Below are 22002 nucleotides of genomic sequence, written 5' to 3'. Positions count from 1 at the left end.
CAGAATGACGCTGTCAGTTCAGTAGGCAGAGTGATTCAAATCGAGATACCACTGTGCATAAGGCGTGTTTTTCACCTTGCGCCGATTGAAGTCCTCGGCGCCATCGGTCCACCAGACCTCACCGCGCTCGCCAAGCGCAACCTTGGCCTTGTCCACACTGGTCCGAGCCGTCTTCAAGGCTTCGGGGTCTTCGGACGCCTTGGCGGCCTTGACTGCACGACGTGCAGCCATCAGCTCATCCACCAGATGCTGGCGGACGTCGTCGCTCAAAGAGGGATTGGAGCACCGCCAGAGTTGGTCCCTGACCACAAAATACCGACCGTCAGGCGTGGTCGGATTCACTCTACGAAAACCCGCGGGCGACTGCGTCAGCGCCGATCAGGCCTGTCACTCGCCCGGCCAGCGCATCCAGCCCGAACGGCTTGGTGAGCAGTTGCGTGCAAGGCCGCAGGTGGCAATCGTCCAGCACGGATGTTTTGGCATAACCGGTGATGAACAGGGTCGGCAGGCCCGGTCGACAGTCGCCTGCCGCATCGGCCATTTCCCGGCCATTCATGCCGCCCGGCAAGCCTATGTCACTGATCAACAGGTCGATGCGTGTGTCCGACTGCAGGATCTGCAAACCTGACTGTGCGTCTGCCGCTTCCAGGCAGTTGTAGCCCAGACCGCTGATGACTTCGGCGACGAGCATCCTCACCGAGGGTTCGTCGTCCACGATCAGGACGGTTTCGCCGGTGTGATGCGGCGGTTCTTCAATGACTTCCGGCTCGACGGGGCGGGGAGCATTTTCAGCAGTGTGGCGTGGCAGGTGCATGACCACGCTGGTGCCCTGGCCTTCGACCGATTCGACGCGAATCTGCCCGCCGGACTGGCGCACAAAACCATACACCATCGACAGCCCGAGACCGGTGCCGGCACCTATGGGCTTGGTGGTGAAGAACGGTTCGAAGGCTTTGGCGGCAATGTCCGGACTCATGCCGATGCCCGTGTCGGTGACCCGTATGCTCAGGTGCTCGCCGGCAGGAATGCCATGGTCCGGATCGGTGCACTCTTCAAGAGACGCGTTAGCGGTCTCGATGATAATGCGCCCGCCGTTGGGCATCGCGTCACGGGCGTTCAGGCACAGGTTCAGAAGCGAGCTTTCCAGCTGGGCATGATCGATCAGCGCAGGCCATAGATCATTCTGGGCGACGACCTTTATGTCTATCTCCGGGCCGACGGTACGGGCGATCAACTCTTCCATGTCATGAATCAACCCGTTGACGTCGGTGACTCTCGGCGACAGTGTCTGGCGTCGGGAGAACGCCAGCAGACGGTGAGTCAGCGACGCCGCGCGGCGTACTGCGCCCTGGGCGACCGACACGTAACGGTCAACATCGCCGACGCGCCCCTGAGCCAACCGTTTGGTGATCAGTTCCAGGCTGCCGGAAATACCGGCCAGCAGGTTGTTGAAGTCATGAGCGATGCCTCCGGTCAGTTGCCCGACGGCATCCATCTTCTGCGAGTGGCGCAGGGCGTCTTCGATCTGCTCGCGTTCGAAAACGGCTTGTTCGATGCGCTGTTCGAGTGTCTGATTGAGTTCTCTGACCGCTTCTTCGGCTTTTTTTCTGGCGGTGACATCAACAGACGAGCCGATCAGACCGATCACCTCGCCGTTTTCATCGAGCAGGGGCGCTTTGGTCGAGAGCCACGTCGCTGCAGAGCCGTCAGGCAGGTTGACGTGTTCTTCGATCTGTTCGCTGACATTGTTCTGCATGATCCGGCGGTCGGTTTCCATGAGCACCCGTGCCTGCTGCGGATCATCCAGAAACTCCAGGTCCGTCTTGCCGATGAAAAACGCGGGCGGCTTGCCGATCAGTTCAGCGGTGCCACGATTGGCGACCAGCATGCGACCCTCGAGATCCTTGGCGTAGACGACGCCGGGAACGGCAGCCGTGAATATCCTCAGCAACTCGTTGAGCCGGTCGCGCTCCTCTTCAGCCGTGCGACGGCTGTCTATATCGAGCAATACGCCCGGACTGCGAACAGGTTTGCCGCGACTATCGCGCTCGATTCGTCCGCTGGCTTCGATCCAGCGATAAAGACCGTCTTCATGCAGAACCCGGTATTCGCATCGGTAGGTTTCGCTGCTTTGAAGCGCGTCCTCGATTGACTTGTCGACTCTGGCCGAGTCGTCGGGATGAATGGAGGCAATCACCAGTTCCAGTGGCAAGCCTTTGGCGCACAGCTTCGGGGACAAACCGAAGGTCCGGGCAAAACGCTCATCGCCGGTCAACTGATCGGCAATGATGTCCCACACCCAAGTGCCGACAACTGCCCCTGAATCCAGGGCGAGTTGTAGCTGCTCGGCCGCTTCCTGCTCCGAAGGCGGGGGTGGCTGGGGGGCAAATGGCCTGCCGCCAGAAACATCATTGCTCATCACTATCGACCCACTTGAACGCCTGGTTCACAAAGACTCAGTCATAGGGCAGCGCAGCGGCCTGAAAGTTGTACAAAATTTATTCTATTTTGTGCCTGATGCCTCACAGAGTGATCAGTGACACTCGATCATTCCATGATTCTGGATAGGGTGATATTAAATTAATATCATTTGAGGTGCGCGCTATTTTCAGCGGAGCAGGCGGGGTAGCGCTTTCAGGTCATGCCGGGCTCGGCGGTTCACCTGAAAGCGCTGGTTTCATTCAAGTATTCAGCGTCCTGCGAACGTCTCAATGCTGGCCGACGGGCGCAGGCAGGTTGGCAGCCTGCACCGGCGACCAGCGGGTTAGCGCATAAAACACTGCGCCGCCCAGGATGCAACCGGTAAACCAGGCGAAGTTGGCAATCGGCTTGAACCACTCGACAAAGGTGAAGCACAGACCGACCAGTGCAGTGAGCAGCAATGCCTTGACCGCGATCCAGTTGACGCCGTTGGTGTACCAGTAACGACCGCTTGGCGTGTCATTGAACAGGGCGTCGACGTCGATCTGCTGTTTCTTGATCAGGTAGTAATCCACCAGCAGGATGCCGAAAAGCGGGCCGATGCAGGCCGCCAGCACGTCCAGGGTGTAATGGATCACTTCCGGGTTGTTGAACAGGTTCCAGGGGGGGATGAAGATCGACGCTACGGCAGCGATCATGCCGCCTGCACGCCAGCTGATGCGGCTGGGCGCCACGTTGGCGAAGTCGAAGGCAGGGGAAACGAAGTTGGCGACGATGTTGATACCGACCGTCGCGGTCACGAAAGTAAAGGCGCCGAGCAGCACGGCCGTGGTGTTATCGATGCGTGCGACGGTCGCGATCGGGTCGTGGATCATCTCACCGAAAATCGGCAATGTACCCGAGACGATCACCACCGTTACCAGTGAAAACGCCAGAAAATTCACCGGCAGGCCCCAGAAATTGCCGCGGCGCACGTCGGCCATGCTGCGGCAATAGCGGCTGAAATCACCGAAGTTCAGCGTCGGCCCGGAGAAATACGAGACCACCAGCGCGATGGCCATGACCACTTGCCCGAACGCCGCCCAGCCGGACAACTCTTTTTCAGCCAGGGTGAAACTGATGTTATCCCAGCCGGCGCGCCAGACAATCCAGCCTGCCAGCGCGAACATCACCGCGTAAACGGCAGGACCGGCCCAGTCGATGAAACGTCTGATCGACTCCATGCCGGTCCAGAACACAGCAGCCTGAACCACCCACAACGCCAGAAAGCCGGACCAGCCAAGCCACGACAGCCCGAGAAAGGTCACATTTTGATACGCAGCCAGTTCCGGGAAGAAACGCAGCACCACGATCACCAGCGCGCTGGACGCCAGGTAGGTTTGAATGCCGTACCACGCCACCGCGATCAGCCCGCGAATGATGGCGGGAATGTTGGCACCGAAGACGCCGAAGGCCAGGCGGCAGATGACCGGGTAGGGCACGGCGGCTTGCTGACTGGGTTTGGCGACCAGATTGGCGATCACTTGAATGATGCAGATCCCCACCAGCAGCGCGATCAGCACTTGCCAACTGGCCAGGCCCAGAGCGAACAGACTGGCCGCGAAAACGTAGCCGCCGACGCTGTGCACGTCGCTCATCCAGAACGCCAGGATGTTGTACCAGGTCCACTTCTGCGGCACCGGCCCCAGATCGTGGTTGTGCAGGCGCGGGCTGTACCCGGCCGGGCGTTGATCTGTCATTGCGTGACTCCCTCGGTGTGTCGTGACGTGATCGGAGTACGATCGGCGATTTTTTTGTATACGATCGTGTACGCAAAACATGTGCCATACGATTATCATTCGGCCTGGAATGGCCGCGAGTCTTGTTTCAGGGCGCTTGTACCGAGACGGGTGTGTAAATCAGACAGGTTCGAACCTGCGCTTGAAGTGCACGTAAACAGGGCGCTTTTGCTCATTTACGGTGCGATTCATGCGTTTTCGACTGAGGAGCGATTTGGCGCACTGCTAAATTGCGCTACTCATCATGTTCCGCATCAGGCACTATTCTTGTATACGATCTGTAATGCCAATGTGATGTGAAACCATGATCCGATCTGACAGTGCCCCGTTGTTTCTCACGCCTTCTGCCGATGAAAAAGGCCGTGATGAACAGATTTACCAGCATGTACTGAAAGCTATCGTCGAACATCGGCTCGCTCCGGGGACGCGCTTGCCCGAGGACGCTTTGGCCGACGTATTCGAGATCAGCCGTACCGGCATTCGCAAGGTCTTGCAGCGTCTGGCGCTGGAACGACTGGTGACCCTGCGCCCCAAGCGCGGCGCAGAGGTTGCGCAACCGTCGGCTCAGGAGGCACAGGATGTATTGGGTGCCAGGCAACTGATCGAGCCCGCGCTGATGGCCGATATCGCCACGCGAGTCGCCGGTCAGTGCCTGCAAGCCCTGCGCGCGCTCTGCGATCAGGAGCATGAGGCGCAACACGCCGGGCGCCACAGCGAAGCGATTCAATTGTCGGCGCGTTTCCATGTGCAACTGAGCGCGCTGGCGGGTAATCAGGTGTTGACCGAGCAGGTTGCGCAACTCACCACGCGGTCTTCGTTGATTGTGGCTGTGTATGGTTCGCGACGCAGTGTCGGCTGTGATTGTGGCCAGCATCTTGACTTGCTGACCTTGCTTGAAAGCGGGCAGGGCGAACAGGCACGTGAATGGATGGCCGAGCATTTACGGCGCATCCGTGCCAGCCTGAATGTGGATGCGCCGGTCAGCGAGACAGTGGATTTTCATAGCATTTTCAAACGGCGCTGAAGGAGTTCCGGTGCGTATTCAAGTAATCAACCCCAACACCAGCGAAGCCATGACCCACAAGATTGGCCTCGCGGCGCAAGCCATTGCGCGCCCCGGTACGCAGATTCTTGCGTGCAGCCCCGATGATGGCCCGGTGTCTATCGAAGGTCATTTTGACGAAGCGATCGCTACCCTTGGCGTGCTGGAAGAAATACGCAAAGGCCGTGAGCAGCAGGTCGACGCGCACATCATCGCCTGTTTCGGCGACCCCGGCCTGCTGGCGGCACGCGAGTACGCCAGCGCCCCGGTGATCGGTATCGCCGAAGCGGCTTTTCACATGGCCAGCCTGATTTCTACCCGTTTCGCCGTGGTCACCACACTGACCCGCACCCGGATCATCGCCGAACATCTGCTGCAGCGTTATGGCTTCAGTGAATTATGCACATCGGTGCGCTGTATCGATCTGCCGGTGCTGGCGCTGGAGGAAAGCGGGCCGGAGCTCATCGAATGCATGGCCGAACAAGCCCGTCGCGCCCGTGATGACGAAGGGGCGGGAGCCATTGTGCTGGGTTGCGGCGGGATGGCGGATCTGGGCAGGCAGCTGAGCGAAGCGATCGGCCTGCCGGTCATCGACGGCGTGGCTGCGGCGGTGAAACTGGCCGAATCGCTGGTGGATCTGGGCCTGACCACCAGCAAACACGGCGACCTGGCCGACCCCATCGGCAAACCGTTCAAAGGCCGGTTTGCCTACCTGAGCCGTTGATGGCTTCTGCCCGAAGGGCGTAGGAGCGAACGTGTTCGCGAAAGGGGCGGCATGAACGATGAACATTCATCGTCTGAATACCGTTCGCGAACAGGTTTGCTCCTGCGGCCTCAGGCCAGAATCAAAAGCGAACTTGTATCTCACATAGCCGGCACGCCACCCCCGACCAAGGCTTCGGTCGTGTCGTCGGGCACCACAATCGTGTTGTTGCCGGGCGTCAGGATGACCTTACGGCAATCCTCTTCCTTCTTGTCGAACAGCTTGTAGCCCTTCGCCGCATCTTCCAGTGACATCCGGTGCGTGATGATAGCTTCGGGCTCCAGGCGGCCGGCCTCAATGTGTTCCAGCAGTTCAGGCATGAAGCGATGCACGTGGGTCTGGCCCATCTTGAAGGTCAGGCCCTTGTCGAACGCATCGCCGAACATGAAGCCGTGGATGAAACCGGCATATACGCCTGGCACACTGACCACGCCGCCACGTCTTACCGCCGCGATGCACTGACGCAATGCCTTGCCGCTGCTGCCTTCCAGCTTCAGCGTGGCCAGGATGGTTTCAGTGGTGCTGCCCTTGGCCTCGAAACCCACCGCATCCACAACGCCGTCCACGCCACGCATGCCAGCAGTCTGGCGGATGATCGTGTCGGCCGGATCATCATCTTCGTCGAAGTTGATCGGGATCACGCCGTAGGTTTTCTGCGCATAGGCCAGACGGTACGGGTGGTGATCTACCATGAAGATCTTCTCCGCACCGAGCATTTTTGCGCACGCTGCGCTCATCAGGCCGACCGGGCCAGCCCCATAAATGGCAACAGTCGAGCCTTGGCCTATCCCGGCGTTGAGTACAGCCTGCCAGGCGGTGGGGAGAATATCGGAGAGGAACAGAACCTTCTCGTCAGCCAGCATGCCCGGCACCTTGAACGGACCGACATTGGCCTTGGGCACGCGCACGTATTCAGCCTGGCCGCCCGGGACGCCGCCATACAGATGGCTGAAGCCGAATAGCGCCGCGCCTGGTGGAATCGACTTTTTGTTAAGAATCGCGCCACGTCCGGTGTTGGTGGTTTCGCAGGCCGCGAACAGGTCGATGTTGCAGAAAAAACAGCTGCCGCAGGCGATGACGAACGGGATCACCACGCGATCGCCTTTGGCCACGGCCGTGACGGCCGAGCCGGTTTCTTCCACGACGCCCATGAACTCGTGACCGAAAATGTCGCCATGTTCAACCGTAGGGATTTTGCCGCGATACAAGTGCAGGTCGGAACCGCAGATAGCCGTCGCGGTTACGCGCAGAATGATGTCATCCGCCTGCTCGATCACGGGGTCCGGCACCGTGTCGACCTTCACATTGTTCGCACCGTGGTAAGTCAAGGCTCTCATGGTTAATCCTCAATGGCAGCAGGAATTCCGCTCCGTTACTGAAGATGAACCATGAGATTTTTGTTGGTTCAGCGCGATTGGTTGACGTGGGACTAACGGTAGGTCAGTTGCGGAACGCCGTCATATCCTGCAACAGCATGCCCATCAGGCGGTTGGCGCCGACACTCAGTTGACGGCCCAGGCGGCTGATCAGGTGGGTCTGCGGGGTGCTGAACACCTCATGCTGCAAGGGCAGGGCCCGCAATGTTCCGGTCTTTATTTCTTCCTCCACGACAAAGGTCGGCAGCAGCGTGACGCCACCCTGCATGGCGAAATGCTTGAGCATGGCGAAAGTGCTGCAGGTCAGCGTCGGCTGCACAGTGATGCCCAACTGGTGCTCGGCTTGCAGCAGAATCTGGCGGATACCGTAAGACACTGCGGGCAGGGCGACACGGTAGTCTTCAAGTGCCTGGAGCTTTATCGGGCCTGGTTCTTCCGCCAGCGGATGATTCGGCGCGGTGATCACACAGACCGGTTGACGCTGATGCGCATGCGAGCGGATTTTCGGGTCGGCAGCCGGGTTGAAGACCAGGCCGATGTGCGCTTCATCCTCGACCACCTGGCGAATCACTTCGTTGCTGCCACACACGTTCACGATCAGTTCGATCCTAGGGTACAGCTCGGAAAACCGGGCCAGCGGCTGCGCGAGACTTTCCAGAAACCCCTCTCCGGAGACCAGCGTCACCGAGCCGCTGTGCAAGCCTTTCAGAGCCTGAATCGAATCCAGCAGGACCTCCTGCTGCGTCAGACGCTGGCGGTAGTAGGCCAACACCTTGTCGCCCGCCTCGGTCGGTTTGACGCCGCGTCGATGACGCTCCAGCAGTGGAGAGCCCAGCTCCTGTTCCAGTTGCGCGATCTGACGGCTGACCGCCGAAGGCGCAACGTTGAGGAAGTCGGCAGCAGCCCGAACGCTGCCCAAGCGTACGGCTTCGAAAAAATACAGGATGCGTCGATCTTGAACGAGGCTCATGGGCTTCCAGTGTTGCGCTAAAGGCAACATAAATTCGATTTTTGGATTATTGCTGAGAGGGGAGAGCGCTGTCCATACTCGAATCATCAGCACATTGCAGACCGAAAGGGCCCGCAGCGTCATCCTCTAATTCGTACAAAATCTTTGATCGGGATGCAGACATGACTTTGAAAGCAGGTGTGATCGGATTGGGCAACATGGGCGGCGGCATGGCTGCGACGCTGGCGGGCAAGGGCTTTGATGTCAGCGGCTTCGACCTGTCGCAGGCCGCACTGGCCCAGGCCGAAAGCAAGGGCGTCAAGCCGGTTGCCGATCGCACGCAACTGATTCAAGGCGTGGACATTCTGATCCTCTCGCTGCCCAAGGCCGAGCATGTGGAATCGGTGTGCCTCGGCGCGGGTGGCATCAACGAAGTGGGTCGCAAGGGCCTTATCGTCGTCGATACCACGACGTCAACGCCGGAAATGAGCCGCAAGGTCGCCGCCGAACTGGCGAAGAACGGCATCGCGTTCATCGACGCGCCGGTGTCTGGCGGCCCGAAAGGCGCAGCCACCGGCACCATGTCGATGGTCATCGGTGCCGAGGACGCCGACCTGGCGCGCGCTATGCCAATCCTGGAAGGCATGAGCGGGACACGCGTGCACGTCGGGCAATGTGGCGCAGGCAATGTCGCCAAGATCGCCAACAACATGCTCGCCGCCTGTCACCTGATCAGCACTGCCGAAGCCGTGGCGATGGCCGCGCGTGCAGGGGTCGATCCAGAAAAACTTCTGCAGGGCCTGAATGCCGGTTCCGGACGCAGCGGTGCCACGCAAGTGATGTTCCCGACCTGGGTACTCAACAAGGCCTATGACTCGGGTTTCACCATGGGCCTGATGCGCAAGGACGTTGGCCTGGCCAGCGATCTGGCGGACAGCCTGGACATGGACCTGCCGCTGTCGCGCGTCGTCGCACAATTGTGGCAGGCCAGCAGTGAAACCCTGGCGGACAATGAAGACTTCTGCGCCATCGTGCAACGCACCGATGGCAAACTTTACGGTCATGGAGAATAAGCGATGAGCACTGCAAAAATCCTCGAACTGATGCGTCCTTACTGGGGCGATCGCAGTGTCATCGCCAGCTACGTAGGTGGCCAGTTCATCGAAGGTCACGGCGCGCCCGTCGAAGTGCGCAATGCCCATGACGACAGCCTGTTGCTGAGTTTCCCGGATGCCGACGAGTCGTTGGTCGAAGTGGCCGACAAGGCCGCCAGGGCTGCACAACAACAATGGTGGGCACTGACCGCTCAGGCGCGTGGCCGCGCCATGTATCAGGTGGGCAATCTGATTCGTGAAGAGCTGGAAAACCTCGCTCAGATTGAATCCCTGACCGCCAACAAGCCGATCCGCGATGCGCGTGTCGAAGTGCTCAAAGTGGCCGAGATGTTCGAGTATTACGCCGGTTGGGCGGACAAGCTGCACGGCGAAATCATCCCGGTGCCGACCACGCACCTGAACTATGTGACCTACGAACCACTGGGCACGGTGTTGCAGATTACGCCCTGGAATGCGCCGATCTTCACCTGCGGCTGGCAGATCGCCCCGGCGATTGCAGCGGGCAACGCGGTCATTCTCAAACCGTCGGAACTGACCCCGCTCAGCTCGCTGATGGTCGGCGTGCTGATCGAGCGTGCCGGCGTGCCGAAAGGGCTGGTCAACGTGATTGCCGGTTTCGGTCATTCCATCGGCCAGGCGTTCATTGCCAAGGCTGACATTCGCAAGGTGGTGTTCGTCGGCTCACCCGCCACTGGCCGGCATATCGCTGTGGCAGCGGCGCAGCGTTGCATTCCTGCGGTGCTGGAACTGGGCGGCAAGTCGGCCAATATCGTGTTCGACGATGCCGACCTGGAAGTCGCCTTGCGCGGTGCCCAGGCTGCGATCTTCTCCGGTGCCGGGCAGAGCTGTGTTTCCGGTTCGCGCCTGTTGGTGCAGGAGTCGATCTTCGAGAAGTTCACCAATGCCCTGGCGGTGGCTGCGACGCAGTTCAAGGTCGGTGACCCGAGCGATCCGGAAACCCAGATCGGCCCGATCAACAACGCCAAGCAATACAGTCATGTGAAAAACATGGTCGAGCAGGCGCTCAAGGACGGCGCAAAACTGGTGGGCGAGCACGCTGATCCGATCCCGGAAAAGCCCGGTTACTACATCAACCCGACCGTTCTGGCGGGCACCAACGCGCTGTATTGCGCGCAGGAAGAAATCTTCGGCCCGGTGGTAGTGGCGATTCCATTCAAGGACGAAGAGGACGCGATCCGCATCGCCAACGACAGTCGTTTCGGTCTGGCCGGTGGTGTCTGGACCCGCGATGTCGGCCGCGCTCACCGCGTTGCAAAGCAAGTGCGAGCGGGGACCTTCTGGGTCAACGGTTACAAGACGATTCACGTCAGTTCGCCGTTCGGCGGCTATGGTGAGAGTGGTTATGGCCGGTCTTCCGGTCTGGATGCCCTGCGCGAGTACAGTGAAGTGAAAAGCGTCTGGGTCGAAACCGCCGCCAAGCCAGCCGCCAGCTTTGGCTACGGCGCGAGTCTGGAGTAAGCACATGTCCATTTCAAAGACGTTGATTGACGAAGCCACCGTGTGGCGCCGCACCCTCCACGCCGCGCCGGAACTGGGGTTCCAGGAGCTGAAAACCTCTGACAAGGTGGCTGAGTTGCTGAGCGGTTTCGGCATCGAGATCCACCGAGGTCTGGGCGGCACTGGCGTGGTTGGCACCCTGCGTAATGGTGACGGGCCGACCATCGGCCTGCGTGCCGACATGGATGCCTTGCCGATTCAGGAGCTGGGCGACAGCGTTCACAAGTCGACCCACAAGGGCTGCATGCACGCCTGCGGTCACGATGGCCACACCGCGATCCTGCTGGCCACCGCCAGGCATCTGGCCGAGACTCGCCGCTTTCGCGGCACGGTGCATTTCGTCTTCCAGCCTGCCGAAGAGAACCTCGGCGGCGCACAGCGAATGATCGAAGACGGGCTGTTCGAGCGCTTTCCGATGGAAGCCATCTACGGCCTGCACAACTGGCCGGGTGTGCCTGCGGGCAAGGTTGTGATCAATCCGGGTCCGATGATGGCCTCGCTCGACACCTTTGAAATCACCCTGACCGGCAAGGGCAGCCACGCGGCCATGCCGGACAAGGGCAATGATCCGATCGTGGCCGCAGCCGAGCTGGTGCTGGGGCTGCAAACCATTGTCTCCCGGCGCCTGTCACCGCTCGACTCGGCGGTGGTCAGCATCACTCAGTTCAATGCCGGTGAGGCGATCAACGTGATCCCGGAAACCGCCACGCTGCGTGGCACCGTGCGTTGCCTGCAAACCCCTGTGCGGGAAAAGGTCCAGCGATTGATCGGCGAGTTCGTCGAGCGTTTGCCGACGGCCTTCGGCGTGCGCGGCGAACTGGTTTACAACGTCGGCTACCCGGTGACCGAAAACCATGTCGAAGCAGCAGCCACGATCCGTCGTGCAGCGGTCGCTGCAGTGGGCGAGGCCAACGTGCAGTGGGGCTGCAACCCGTCGATGGCCTCCGAAGACTTCGCCTTCATGCTGCATGCCTGTCCGGGTGCCTACATTTGGATGGGCGTCGACGGCGAGAAGCCGTCGGCGGCGTTGCACAATCCGTACTACGACTTCAACGACCAGGTCATCGAACCCGGCGTTGCGGTCTGGACCTCGCTGGTGGAGCAGTGTTTGCCGCTGAGTTGAATGGCTCGCATACATATGTCGTAGGAGTGAGCTTGCTCACGAAAGCAATGGTCCAGACGCCCTTTTTTATGGGATTTACTGGCCTCTTCGTGAGCAAGCTCACTCCCACCGGAAACGGACTCCGTCAAGGTGCCGCGAGCAATTCCACTGCAATACCGGATATGTCCGGCAGGCAGGTCAGCAGGTGGTCGCGCAGTTCCAGTACTCGCTGGCGCTTGAAGCTGTCCTGCAGCCAGACCAGGTAATAGGCATCTCCGGTGCCAACCGCCGAGTTGAACGGCAGAAAAACCTGGCCTTCGTTCAGGTCATCAGCGACTAGAAACAGATCGCCAATCGACACACCGTGCCCTCTGACCGCGGCGGTAATGCCCTGATCAAGCGTGTCGAACACCTTGCCTTTGCTCAACGTCACCTGACCGGAGAGGTCCATCCGGTTTAGCCAGCGCCGCCAGTCGCGGCGGTCGCTGGACGGATGGATAAGTTCAGCGGCCTGCAGCCTCTCTGTTCCCCACGGCTGGTCGCCTAACGTGTCTGCCGAGCAGATCGGGATCAGCCACTCATCGAACAGCTTGCAGGTTTCCACCTCGGCACCAAAGTTGCCATTGCCCAGCAGAATCGCGCAGTCGAAAGGCTCCGAATAGAAGTCCACGCTATCAAAGTCCATCCACACGCTGGACAGCTGAACCGGCAGGGCGGGCGCAGGCTTTTTGAAGGACTCCAGCGCGTGCAGCAGCCAGCGCATGGTCAGGGTGGACGGTGATTTGAGGCGCAGATTCGCGCCCTGACCCCGGAAGGGCTGGCAAGCGTCCTCGATAATCCGGAAGCCGATCTTGAGCTGGCTGGACAGCCGCCGGCCCTCGTCACTGAGCGAAAGCCGCGGGCCATTGCGCTCGAACAATCGACAGCCAAGGGTTTCTTCCAGGGTACGAATATGACGGCTGATGGCACTCTGGGTAAGAGATAGCTCCTGCGCAGCACGCGTAAATGAGCATGATCGGGCCGCTACTTCAAAGGCTCTCAGCGCGTAAAGAGGCGGTATACGTTCAGTCATGTGATAACTAACCATGATTATTTGTCATAGTAGGTTACACCTTTTTCCATTTTTCCGCGCACGCGTCTCCGGTCAGAATCGCCGGCTCGTCCACTGTCGTAAAAATCAAACAATAAGGCGGTGTTCTTATCTGCTGCGTGCGTGAGGGAATATGCTGCCCAAGTCCGAAAAGCTGTTGCGCCAATCTGTTGTAAGACATTTGCTGGAAAGTGACACCGCCCTGGAAATGGGCTGGCGGGTTCAGGCTTACAGGCAATTCGAGCAGGTGCTGAGTGACAAGGGCTTCCCTTGTCTGTTTGGACGCCGTGCCAACAAGTCCGGAAGTTGTCTGCTGCTGTTCATCCCCTGTGAGAATGAGCAACAAGCGCTACGTGACGGCATGGAAGCGTACGTGAAGTTCGTTAATGACACACCCCTTGAAGATCGCCTGTTCAACCCGTTGATTGTCATTTTCGAGAAAACCGATTTCAACAGCCTGGCCGAAGAACAGGCCTATGCCTGGGCCACCCTGCAACATTTACATGAAGGTGACCGATCGCCCTGGCCGGCCAACGCCTGCACAGACCCTGAAGTGTTTGAGTGGACCTATCACTTCGCCGGACTGCCGATGTTCATCAACATGAGCTTTCCCCGTCACAGCGCGATGAAAAGCCGTTCGCTGGGTGGGCACATTGTGTTTGTGGTCAACCCTCGGGAGAACTTTGACGAGGTGGCAAGCGCCGAGACGGAAAGTGGTCGCAAGGTCAGGGAAAAGATTCGCCAGCGAATCGCCGATTACAACAACGGCGTGGTACCCGACACGCTGGGTTTTTTCGGCGACCGTAGCAGCCTGGAATGGAAGCAATATCAACTGTATGAAGAAGGCGGGCTTTCACTGTCCCGTTGTCCTCTGCACATCAAAGTCGACAAGACTGACCATTTGAACGAGCGTTGAGTACCCATGGATATATCGTTGCTGCTGATCTACATGTTCAGCGTGTTCATGCTGATCATCACCCCTGGTCCGGTGGTGGCACTGATCGTCAACACCAGCCTGGCGTGCGGGCCGAAACGCGCGATGTTGACGGCGCTGGGCACCAACTGGGCGTCACTGGTGCTGGTGTTGGTCGCGGCATTGATTCTGACGGGAACACTGTCGGTGAGCGTAAGCATGCTCAACTGGATCAGCCTGGTGGGCTGTTTCTTCATCGCTTACCTGTCGGTGCAGGCGCTGGAACAGGCGTTGCGTTACGCCCCGTCGCGGCCTGAAACAGCGCCAGCGCCGATGCCTGCGCATAGCAGGCACAGCGGGCTGGTGACCGGTTTTCTGGTCGGAATTTCCAATCCGAAGGACATCATCTTCTTCGTCTCGTTTTTCCCGCAGTTCATTCACGTCACCGAATCGTTCAAGGGCAGCATCGCCTTGTTGTCGTTGCTGTGGATCATCATTGATCTGTCTATCCTGTTCGCCTATATCTTCCTGATGCGCCAGAAACTGGCCTTGAAGTACAAGCGCAAGATCGAAGTCGCCTCCAGCGTGACCTTGCTGCTGATCGCGCTGGGCGGGATCCTCTATTCGGGCTCGACACTGTTGAATCAGTAAACGCCTGCGCCCATCAGCACTCGATCAGGTTGACCGCTAGGCCGCCGCGTGAGGTTTCCTTGTATTTGTCGTGCATGTCGGCGCCGGTGTCGCGCATGGTGCGGATGGCGTGGTCCAGCGAGATGTGATGCTCGCCGTCGCCGCGCAGGGCCATCTGGGCGGCATTGATGGCCTTCACGGCAGCAATCGCATTGCGCTCGATGCAGGGGATCTGCACCAGCCCGCCGACCGGATCGCAGGTCAGCCCCAGATTATGTTCCAGGCCAATCTCGGCAGCGTTCTCCACCTGCTCGGGCGTTGCGCCGAGGATCTCTGCCAGACCGGCGGCGGCCATCGCGCAGGCCGATCCTACCTCACCCTGACAACCGACTTCGGCACCGGAAATCGAGGCGTTTTTCTTGCACAGAATGCCGACCGCAGCGGCGCTCAGGAAAAAGCGCACCACGTCATCGTCATTGGCCGTGGGTTTGAATTTCATGAAGTAGTGCAGCACGGCAGGTACGATGCCAGCCGCGCCGTTGGTGGGCGCCGTCACCATGCGCCCGCCTGCGGCGTTTTCTTCGTTGACCGCGAGGGCGAACAGGTTGACCCATTCCATGGCGCTCAGCGTCGAGCCGATCACGTTGGGGTTATCGAGGTTCTGCAGGTTCTGATGCAGGCGGTAGGCACGCCGCCGCACGTTCAGGCCACCGGGCAGGATGCCGGTTTCCACCAGGCCCTTGTCGACGCAGGCGCGCATCGCGGCCCAGATCACCATGATCTTCTCGCGGATTTCTTCCTCGCTGCGCCAGACCTTCTCGTTGGCCATCATCAGTTCGGAAATGCTCATGCCGTGGGTCTTGCACAGCTTGAGCAACTGCGCGCCGCTGAAAAAATCGTAGGGCAGGACGGTTGTGTCGTTGTCCAGCACGCCGCTGGCGGCCTGTTCGGCGTCGATCACAAAACCGCCGCCCACCGAATAGTAGGTCTGCTCGTGGAGTTCGCCGTTCTTGCCGTAGGCACACAGGGTCATGCCGTTGGGGTGGTAGGGGAGGCTTTCATCGAGCAGGCACATGTCCCGCTCCCAGACGAAGGTGATGGCCTGTTCGCCCGCCAGCATCAGCTGGTTATCGGCACGCAGCGCGTCGATGCGCTGGTTGACCTGACTGGGGTCGATCTGGTCCGGCCACTCACCCATCAGGCCCATGACTGTTGCGCGATCGCTGCCGTGACCGATGCCCGTGGCCGACAGAGAACCGTACAATCGCACCTCGATCCGTTCTACGCTGTGCAACCGGTTGTGGTTGCGCAGCTCGGTCACGAACAGCGCACCGGCGCGCATTGGCCCTACGGTGTGGGAACTGGACGGCCCGATGCCGATTTTGAACATGTCGAAGACGCTGATAGCCATCACGAAGGTCCTTCAGGTGAGATGATGCACGGGAATTTGGTATTCCCCTTTTTCTGTTACTCATCTTTGGCTTCGGCTGTCGAAACGACAAACGATTGTTGCTATGCAACGCTTTAGCGGAACTCTTCAATGAGCAGAATCTTCAACGCACAGATGCACGCCTGGCTACAGGTGTTCGCCTGCGCGGCCCGTCACCTGTCCTTCACCCGCTGCGCGGAAGAATTGCACGTCACCCCCGGCGCGATCAGTCAGCAGATGCGCCAGCTCGAGGAGCGCCTGGGCTTTGCGCTGTTTCACCGGGTCGGGCGCGGGCTTGAGCTGACCGCTGAAGGTCAGCGTCTGGCGGTGGTCGCCAACGAAGTGCAGAGCCGTATCAGCGAAGAACTGCGCCTGCTGTATTCCGGGCGTATCGGCGGGGTGTTCAAGCTGCGCTGCATTCCATCATTCCTGAGCAAATGGCTGATGCCGCGCCTGCCACGCTTGCAGGCGGCGTTTCCGGACATCCAGTTGCGGATCATTGCCGAGGACAGCAGCGGGTCGTTGCGTGATGACGATTTCGATCTGGCCATCGACCTGAACGACGGCAGCTATCCGGGGTTGTCGACTACGCCCTTGCTGGAGGAGGAGCTGTTTGCGGTCTGCTCGCCTGACCTGCTGGTGGGCAAGCCGCCGCTGGATACGCCGAGTCAGCTGGTGCACTTCCCGTTGCTGCACGACATCACCGCCTGGCGCGGCAGCTATGAATATGCGGAGTGGGAGTTCTACCTGACGGCCATCGGTGCCGATGGCATCGATGTGCGTCGCGGCCACACGTTCAATCGTAATCATCTGACCATCGACGCCGCGCGTATGGGGATGGGCGTGGCCATTGCGCGCAAGGCGCTGATCACCGATGAGCTGGAGCAGGGCTTGCTGATCGTGCCGTTCGGCCATCCGATCAAGGCCAGAAAGAAATACGTGCTGGCCTATCGCGAAGGGGCGCTCAGCACCCCGTCACGTCGCGCAGTGCATGACTGGCTGGTGAACGAGGCGCTGGGCTGATTCGATCCGGATCATTCGGTGCGAATCAATGAAACAGCTCGGCGATCAATACCGCGCCAATGAACGTACCGAAGTTGGCCAGGAACGACACCAGCACAATCCGCCAGCCCAGGCGGCGGAAAGCCGGGAGGTCCTTGGCAATCGACAGGCCGGCGAAGGTCAGCATCGGGGTAATGACCGCCAGCAGGTTGATCGAGCTAGTGATTCGCGCAATCTCGGCGGCCCAGGGGCAGGCCGGCGACGTCAGGAACATTGCTACCAGTGACACCATGCACACTGCGGGGATCTTGCGGCGAAGCAGGTTGCACAGCACCTCACCCGCGAAGGCGCAGAAAATCATGATGCCCATGCCGGTGAGGGCATCGGCTGACAGGGTCTTGTAGCCGACATAGTTGGCAATCAACGCCAGTACACCCGCCGCCAGCCAGGCACTGATCTTGCCCGACCAGCCCAGCTCCGGCACCTCCAGCGACACGTCGCTGTGGCGCAGACCTTCCTCGCTCATGGACGCCTTGGTGGTGCGGCCGATCAGCGGCTCGAGCACACGGTAGCCCCAGACCGCCAGTGGCAGGGAGATGAACAGGGTGAAGTAGGTGCCGATGGTGGTGGTGATCAGGTTCGAGGCTGCCGCCAGAGTCATGACTTCCTTGGCGACTTCTGGTGTCTGTTGCGCGGCAATCGCCCCGGCAGCGGCGGCCATCATGCTGCCCGAGCCGATGCCTGAGCCCATCGCCAGCGAGTTGGGATGGAAGATCCCCAGGCTGGCGATAAACCCGGCGACAATCGCAATGAACAGCGCGCCGAACAGGGTGCCCGTCAGGTATTCGGCCAATACACCGCGACCCTCCGGAGAGTCCATGCCATAGCGTTCGCCGATGATTGCCAGGCTTGGTTCACGGCCGACCGAGAAGGTCGCACCGATGGCTTCGCGCTTGATACCGAGCATCAACGCCACCGGCAGACCGAGCACCACGGTGCCGATGAAGTGGCCGAACTCCTGAAACATCAGCGCCCATCCGGAAGCGAACACCACCGGTAGCGAGCCGCCGACCACCAGGCCGAGCTTGGCGATGAAAATCAGCAGGGCAGGTTGCAGGATGGAGGCCGAGCGCAATTGCGTACCGTGGTCGATGCCAATGGTGCCTGGCATACGGCGACTGGCAAGGCCGATCATCGCGCCCAGCAGCAGCGCCCAGACCATCGGTAACAGCACCACTTTGCCGGGGCCCAGCGGAATACTGATGGCACCGATCATTTCGGCAATGATGAGGATAATGGCGGCCCAGACATACAGTTTCACCGTCGATGAAACGGCCTGATTGTCACCCGACACTGCAGCGTGTGAGTTTTGCATGATGATCCCCTTGCCTGCTGAATGGCCTTTTTCAGGCCTTATCAATCGTTATTCTGTTTTTCAGGTCGGCGCGGTGAAGCGCCAGGGCAGCGTTGAAAAGTCCATGAAGTCATGGAGACCGTTATCCGGCCAGATATTTTTATGAGGTCTGAATGTGATCCAGACCCAGGCTGCTTCGAGCCTTTGCAAGGGGATCACCGGGTGCGCTATTTGAAGGGATGAGCCTTTGAATACGGCACTTTGCTGTCCACACGCAATCGCAGTATGCATAGCACGAGGTTGCACACCAATATTGCGAATTTTATTTATCGTTGCTTTAAACAGAACGCAGAACGCTAAGGGAATGTGACGCAGAGCGCTCATCATTATGCACAAGTCCGCTTTTGATTCTGGCCGAAGGCCGTAGGAGCGAACTCGTTCGCGAAGACGATGTTGGCTATCGTGCCGACGCTCCGCGTCGTCATGCCGTTCCGGACGCTCCGCGTCCTCTTGGCGACGCAGAGCGTCGTGAACTGCATTCCCACGCGGAGCGTGAGGAACGATAGTCTCAACTCCGTGCCGAAGCGCTGCGTCGATCTGCACGGACAATCCGATTATCGTGCGACGCTCCGCGTCGTCATGCCGTTCTGGACGCTCCGCGTCCTCTTGGCGACGCAGAGCGTCGTGAACTGCATTCCCACGCGGCGCGTGAGGAACGATGATCTCAACTATCGTGCAGCCCCTGTCGCTCTCACTAATCAGTAGGCGGGACTGCTCAGTTCCAGCGCCTTGGCGCATTCCTCCAGTGAGCGCCGCTGGGTGTCGGCATACAGGTCCAGTTCGTTGAGCGTCCCGCGTCCCAGTGCCTGCTCGAAATCCTGCTGATTCGAATTCGTCGCGTAGTGCGCCTGTGCGTTATCGCCCAGGTTGGACTGGAAAATGCCCGCCGCACTGACCGGCAAAAAGTCTTCGTACACCAGTGGCTCGAAGCGCACGTGACCTGCTTCGACAAGCTGCTCCAGACTGCCGGATGCACGCTCGGCAATACCTGATTCGGTCGGGAAATAGCGGAAGTAGGCCAGGCCCTGCCTGCGCATTTCAGCGTGGCTGTCCGGAAACGCCTCGAACGTGTTTTCCAGCAGCTCGGCATAGCGCAGGGCATTCGCCTCATTGGGGAACTCGCCCAGCGCGTCGCGGGCCTCGTTCAGCAGCCGGTCATACAGCTCGCGACCTTTGGGGGTCAGTGCAGCGCCACGCTGTTCGATCTCGCCGAAGCGTGCCGAGTGGCTGCCCGACTGACTGCCACCCTGGCCCATGAAGGCAATCGGTTCTTCCAGCGCCTTGAAGCTGGTCTGGCGCAGCAGAATCGGGCACTGGCGACGTGGCGGCCCTTCAACCACCGCCTTGGGTGTGATGCTTTTGCCGGGCATACCGGCCTGAACCGCATCAATGTCCAGCGTGCGTGGCGTCAGGTGGTTGATGTGCGGACCTCGAAACGCCACCACATCGGCGATCAGTCGATGCTGAGTGTTCAGCTTCTGGTAGTCGTCAAGCGAAACGGTCGCCGTGTTGTGCCAGCGAAAGGTTTCCAGCGCCTGCTGAATGAACTCGGCCGCATCGGTTTCGCTCAAGCCGCCGTCTGCTTCATGCTTGTCGATCAACGCCAGGGCGCCGGGCGTGAAGATACTGCGTTTGCTCAGCACCTGACCGGCGAACTCACGCAGGCTGTCGCTTTCGATCAGTTCCAGACGCAGCAACGAGGTGAACACGCGAAACGGACTGACCTGCAGCGCCTGCTCATGCACGGCGCGAAAGGCGGTGGAGTGAACCGGCACGCCGGCCGCGCTCAGGTCGTAGTAACCCACCGGCTGCATGCCCATGACCGCGAACAGGCGGGCGAGGGTGGCCAGTTCCTGTGCCGTGCCGACGCGGATTGCACCGTGCCGTTCCATGTCCAGGCGCTGGATTTCACCGGTCTGGCGCAAACTGTCCAGCACACTGCTGTCATGGCTCATGACCTGTTCGTTGACTTCACTCACCAGCGCCATCAGCGTGCCGTACAGCGGCACTTCGTGCTTGTACATCTGCGACATGGCGCGAGAAAAGCCCGCGCGGATCTGGTCCGGGTCGGCAAAGCGTGCTGTGCTCATCAGGGTGTTTTCTCCGTACGGGTTCAAGCCAGCGCTGCCAGGCAGCGCTCGAAAATATCCAGCCCTTCGTGCAGCACGTCGGGCTCGATGGTCAGCGGGATCAGCAGGCGGATGATGTGCCGCGACTTGCCACTGGGCATCAGTAGCAGCCCGGCGTCCCTGGCTGAGCTCAGCAGTTCGGCGAACTGTCGGGTGCCGGGCTCGCCCTCCGGCGTGATCAGTTCGATACCGCGCATGCAGCCAACACCGGTCAGCCTGCCCAGATACGGCGACAGTTTGCTCGCCCGCCAGGCTTCATAGCGTGAAACGATGGCGTGTTCCTGCTGCTCGCCCCAGCTGGACAGGTTGGCATCGGTCATCTGCGCCAGTGATGCGAGGCCCGCTGCGCAGCCGATCGGGTTACCGGAATACGTGCCGCCCAGGCCGCCCTTGGGCAGGTTGTCCAGCAACTGCTTGCGACCTACCACCGCGCCCAGCGGGATGCCGCCCGCAATGCTTTTGCCCAGCAGAATCAGATCCGGCTCGATGCCCAAGCGGCTGAACGCAAAACGCTGCCCGGTACGGCCGAAGCCGGACTGAATTTCATCGGCGACCAGTACGATGCCGTGTTTATCGCAGAACGCTCGCAGTGCCTGGGCAAAGTCCGGCTGCATGGCCAGAAAACCGCCTTCGCCCTGAACCGGTTCGAAGATGATGCAGCCCACGTCGTTGACGTCGATCTCGACGCTGAACAGTCGGTCCATGGCCTTGAGCGCCTGCTCGGTGGACACGCCGTTGTCCTTGCTGGGGAACGGAATGTGAAAGACCGGACCGGGCAGCACGCCGACTTTCTGTTTATAGGGCGCTACCTTGCCGTTGAGGTTCAGGGTCGCCAGTGTTCGGCCATGAAAGCCGCCGTCAAAGGCGATGACCGCCGTGCGGCCGGTTGCGCCGCGTACGATCTTCAGCGCATTTTCGGCCGCTTCCGCACCGCTGTTGGTGAGCATGCCGCTGAGGGGGTAACTGACCGGTACGAATTGCGTGAGCTGCTGCATGAAGCGGATATACGGGTCATGAGGCGTGGCGTTAAAGCAATAGTGGGTCAGCTTTGCCGCCTGATCCTGAATGGCCGTGACCACCTGCGGGTTGCAGTGCCCCAGATTGAGCACCCCGATGCCGCCGACAAAGTCGATATAGCGCTTGCCGGTGGTGTCCCAGACTTCGGCGTTGCGGCCGTGGGACAGCGTCATGTTGTGGACAAACGAAATGGATTCGCTGATGTGTTCGCTCATCGGCCTGGCCCTGACTCCGGGTGATCATGATGGCCTTATCCAAACAAACATCGGGCCGCGCTCGCAAACGAAATAAAATCACCGGGTCATTCCAATAAT

Annotated in this window: 19 protein-coding genes; 8 read left to right on the top strand and 11 right to left on the bottom strand. The window is 60.1% G+C overall.

The annotated features are described in order from the left end of the window. Window positions 1-18: 18 nt before the first annotated feature. From ACW55A_RS11660 to ACW55A_RS11650, 3 genes are all read right to left on the bottom strand, one after another. Complete coding sequence (locus ACW55A_RS11660) at window positions 19-270, bottom strand: hypothetical protein (RefSeq protein WP_498811257.1); 252 nt, start codon at window positions 268-270, stop codon at window positions 19-21. A 73-nt stretch (window positions 271-343) separates the two neighbouring features. After that, complete coding sequence (locus ACW55A_RS11655; RefSeq protein ID WP_498811258.1) at window positions 344-2419, bottom strand: hybrid sensor histidine kinase/response regulator; 2076 nt, start codon at window positions 2417-2419, stop codon at window positions 344-346. Window positions 2420-2708: 289 nt separating this feature from the next. Continuing rightward, entirely contained in the window at window positions 2709-4160 is a 1452-nt protein-coding gene (locus ACW55A_RS11650) for an NCS1 family nucleobase:cation symporter-1 (RefSeq protein ID WP_498811259.1), read from the bottom strand. Between the two features lie 343 nt (window positions 4161-4503). Between ACW55A_RS11650 and ACW55A_RS11645 the strand changes: the two genes are divergently transcribed. Together ACW55A_RS11645 and ACW55A_RS11640 are read left to right on the top strand one after the other, a co-directional pair. Continuing rightward, window positions 4504-5223, top strand: a complete 720-nt coding sequence (locus ACW55A_RS11645; protein WP_455808220.1) for a GntR family transcriptional regulator — start codon at window positions 4504-4506, stop codon at window positions 5221-5223. Between the two features lie 10 nt (window positions 5224-5233). Then, window positions 5234-5965, top strand: coding sequence for an aspartate/glutamate racemase family protein (locus ACW55A_RS11640; protein ID WP_003369945.1), 732 nt, complete (start codon window positions 5234-5236; stop codon window positions 5963-5965). Window positions 5966-6105: 140 nt separating this feature from the next. Here ACW55A_RS11640 and ACW55A_RS11635 read toward each other — a convergent pair whose 3' ends face one another. Both ACW55A_RS11635 and ACW55A_RS11630 read right to left on the bottom strand, forming a co-directional pair. Further along, window positions 6106-7341, bottom strand: a complete 1236-nt coding sequence (locus tag ACW55A_RS11635; RefSeq protein ID WP_455808219.1) for a zinc-dependent alcohol dehydrogenase — start codon at window positions 7339-7341, stop codon at window positions 6106-6108. A 103-nt stretch (window positions 7342-7444) separates the two neighbouring features. Next, window positions 7445-8350: a LysR family transcriptional regulator gene (locus tag ACW55A_RS11630; RefSeq protein ID WP_455808218.1), complete on the bottom strand. Its 906-nt coding sequence runs from the start codon at window positions 8348-8350 to the stop codon at window positions 7445-7447. A 161-nt stretch (window positions 8351-8511) separates the two neighbouring features. Between ACW55A_RS11630 and ACW55A_RS11625 the strand changes: the two genes are divergently transcribed. Genes ACW55A_RS11625 through ACW55A_RS11615 form a run of 3 tightly spaced genes read left to right on the top strand, consistent with a single transcriptional unit; the run spans window position 8512 to window position 12085 of the window. Continuing rightward, window positions 8512-9402 (top strand): NAD(P)-dependent oxidoreductase, encoded by an 891-nt coding sequence (locus ACW55A_RS11625; protein ID WP_058397081.1) that lies wholly within the window; start codon window positions 8512-8514, stop codon window positions 9400-9402. A gap of 3 nt (window positions 9403-9405) precedes the next feature. Further along, window positions 9406-10923, top strand: coding sequence for an aldehyde dehydrogenase family protein (locus ACW55A_RS11620; RefSeq protein WP_455808217.1), 1518 nt, complete (start codon window positions 9406-9408; stop codon window positions 10921-10923). Between the two features lie 4 nt (window positions 10924-10927). Then, the gene (locus tag ACW55A_RS11615) at window positions 10928-12085 is read left to right on the top strand and encodes a M20 aminoacylase family protein (protein WP_065349428.1); all 1158 of its coding nucleotides are present in this window, start codon (window positions 10928-10930) and stop codon (window positions 12083-12085) included. 124 nt (window positions 12086-12209) lie between these two features. On the opposite strand, the gene ACW55A_RS11610 is transcribed toward ACW55A_RS11615, so the two are convergent. Further along, window positions 12210-13136, bottom strand: a complete 927-nt coding sequence (locus tag ACW55A_RS11610; protein WP_032609679.1) for a LysR family transcriptional regulator — start codon at window positions 13134-13136, stop codon at window positions 12210-12212. Window positions 13137-13287: 151 nt separating this feature from the next. On the opposite strand from ACW55A_RS11610, the gene ACW55A_RS11605 reads away from it, so the two are divergent. Further along, the gene (locus ACW55A_RS11605) at window positions 13288-14070 is read left to right on the top strand and encodes a YqcI/YcgG family protein (protein WP_003434618.1); all 783 of its coding nucleotides are present in this window, start codon (window positions 13288-13290) and stop codon (window positions 14068-14070) included. Between the two features lie 6 nt (window positions 14071-14076). Further along, window positions 14077-14718 (top strand): LysE family translocator, encoded by a 642-nt coding sequence (locus ACW55A_RS11600; RefSeq protein WP_003434619.1) that lies wholly within the window; start codon window positions 14077-14079, stop codon window positions 14716-14718. Between the two features lie 13 nt (window positions 14719-14731). Here the strand turns inward: ACW55A_RS11600 and ACW55A_RS11595 are convergent, their stop codons facing one another. After that, entirely contained in the window at window positions 14732-16108 is a 1377-nt protein-coding gene (locus ACW55A_RS11595; protein ID WP_003349229.1) for an L-serine ammonia-lyase, read from the bottom strand. A gap of 129 nt (window positions 16109-16237) precedes the next feature. Here ACW55A_RS11595 and ACW55A_RS11590 point away from each other — a divergent pair, with 129 nt between their 5' ends. After that, on the top strand, window positions 16238-17149 hold the full coding sequence (locus ACW55A_RS11590) for a LysR substrate-binding domain-containing protein (protein WP_003314779.1): 912 nt from the start codon (window positions 16238-16240) through the stop codon (window positions 17147-17149). Window positions 17150-17174: 25 nt separating this feature from the next. Here ACW55A_RS11590 and ACW55A_RS11585 read toward each other — a convergent pair whose 3' ends face one another. The 4 genes from ACW55A_RS11585 to ACW55A_RS11570 form a co-directional block, all read right to left on the bottom strand. Next, window positions 17175-18503, bottom strand: coding sequence for a DUF3100 domain-containing protein (locus tag ACW55A_RS11585; protein ID WP_498811260.1), 1329 nt, complete (start codon window positions 18501-18503; stop codon window positions 17175-17177). A gap of 60 nt (window positions 18504-18563) precedes the next feature. Further along, window positions 18564-18869 (bottom strand): hypothetical protein, encoded by a 306-nt coding sequence (locus ACW55A_RS11580; protein WP_455808215.1) that lies wholly within the window; start codon window positions 18867-18869, stop codon window positions 18564-18566. A 371-nt stretch (window positions 18870-19240) separates the two neighbouring features. Then, a complete protein-coding gene (gene hglS / locus ACW55A_RS11575; RefSeq protein WP_498811261.1) occupies window positions 19241-20632 on the bottom strand; it encodes a 2-oxoadipate dioxygenase/decarboxylase HglS in 1392 nt (463 codons plus the stop codon). Between the two features lie 23 nt (window positions 20633-20655). Next, window positions 20656-21903 carry a 2-aminoadipate transaminase gene (locus tag ACW55A_RS11570; protein ID WP_455808213.1) on the bottom strand — a complete coding sequence of 416 codons (1248 nt, stop codon included), beginning with the start codon at window positions 21901-21903 and terminating at the stop codon, window positions 20656-20658. Window positions 21904-22002: the final 99 nt, after the last annotated feature.

This window comes from Plantibacter cousiniae (nom. nud.) (assembly GCF_977070315.1).
This window is presented reverse-complemented; position numbering and strand designations above follow the sequence as displayed.

Bases quoted from the DNA above. Each gene is read 5' to 3' on its own strand.
- ACW55A_RS11620 (WP_455808217.1), top strand. From the start codon at position 9,406: ATGAGCACTGCAAAAATCCTCGAACTGATGCGTCCTTACTGGGGCGAT.
- ACW55A_RS11570 (WP_455808213.1), bottom strand. From the start codon at position 21,903: ATGAGCGAACACATCAGCGAATCCATTTCGTTTGTCCACAACATGACG.
- ACW55A_RS11650 (WP_498811259.1), bottom strand. From the start codon at position 4,160: ATGACAGATCAACGCCCGGCCGGGTACAGCCCGCGCCTGCACAACCAC.
- ACW55A_RS11630 (WP_455808218.1), bottom strand. From the start codon at position 8,350: ATGAGCCTCGTTCAAGATCGACGCATCCTGTATTTTTTCGAAGCCGTA.
- ACW55A_RS11580 (WP_455808215.1), bottom strand. From the start codon at position 18,869: ATGATGAGCGCTCTGCGTCACATTCCCTTAGCGTTCTGCGTTCTGTTT.
- ACW55A_RS11655 (WP_498811258.1), bottom strand. From the start codon at position 2,419: ATGAGCAATGATGTTTCTGGCGGCAGGCCATTTGCCCCCCAGCCACCC.
- ACW55A_RS11635 (WP_455808219.1), bottom strand. From the start codon at position 7,341: ATGAGAGCCTTGACTTACCACGGTGCGAACAATGTGAAGGTCGACACG.
- ACW55A_RS11585 (WP_498811260.1), bottom strand. From the start codon at position 18,503: ATGCAAAACTCACACGCTGCAGTGTCGGGTGACAATCAGGCCGTTTCA.
- ACW55A_RS11645 (WP_455808220.1), top strand. From the start codon at position 4,504: ATGATCCGATCTGACAGTGCCCCGTTGTTTCTCACGCCTTCTGCCGAT.
- ACW55A_RS11590 (WP_003314779.1), top strand. From the start codon at position 16,238: ATGAGCAGAATCTTCAACGCACAGATGCACGCCTGGCTACAGGTGTTC.
- hglS (WP_498811261.1), bottom strand. From the start codon at position 20,632: ATGAGCACAGCACGCTTTGCCGACCCGGACCAGATCCGCGCGGGCTTT.
- ACW55A_RS11615 (WP_065349428.1), top strand. From the start codon at position 10,928: ATGTCCATTTCAAAGACGTTGATTGACGAAGCCACCGTGTGGCGCCGC.
- ACW55A_RS11595 (WP_003349229.1), bottom strand. From the start codon at position 16,108: ATGGCTATCAGCGTCTTCGACATGTTCAAAATCGGCATCGGGCCGTCC.
- ACW55A_RS11605 (WP_003434618.1), top strand. From the start codon at position 13,288: ATGCTGCCCAAGTCCGAAAAGCTGTTGCGCCAATCTGTTGTAAGACAT.
- ACW55A_RS11600 (WP_003434619.1), top strand. From the start codon at position 14,077: ATGGATATATCGTTGCTGCTGATCTACATGTTCAGCGTGTTCATGCTG.
- ACW55A_RS11625 (WP_058397081.1), top strand. From the start codon at position 8,512: ATGACTTTGAAAGCAGGTGTGATCGGATTGGGCAACATGGGCGGCGGC.
- ACW55A_RS11610 (WP_032609679.1), bottom strand. From the start codon at position 13,136: ATGACTGAACGTATACCGCCTCTTTACGCGCTGAGAGCCTTTGAAGTA.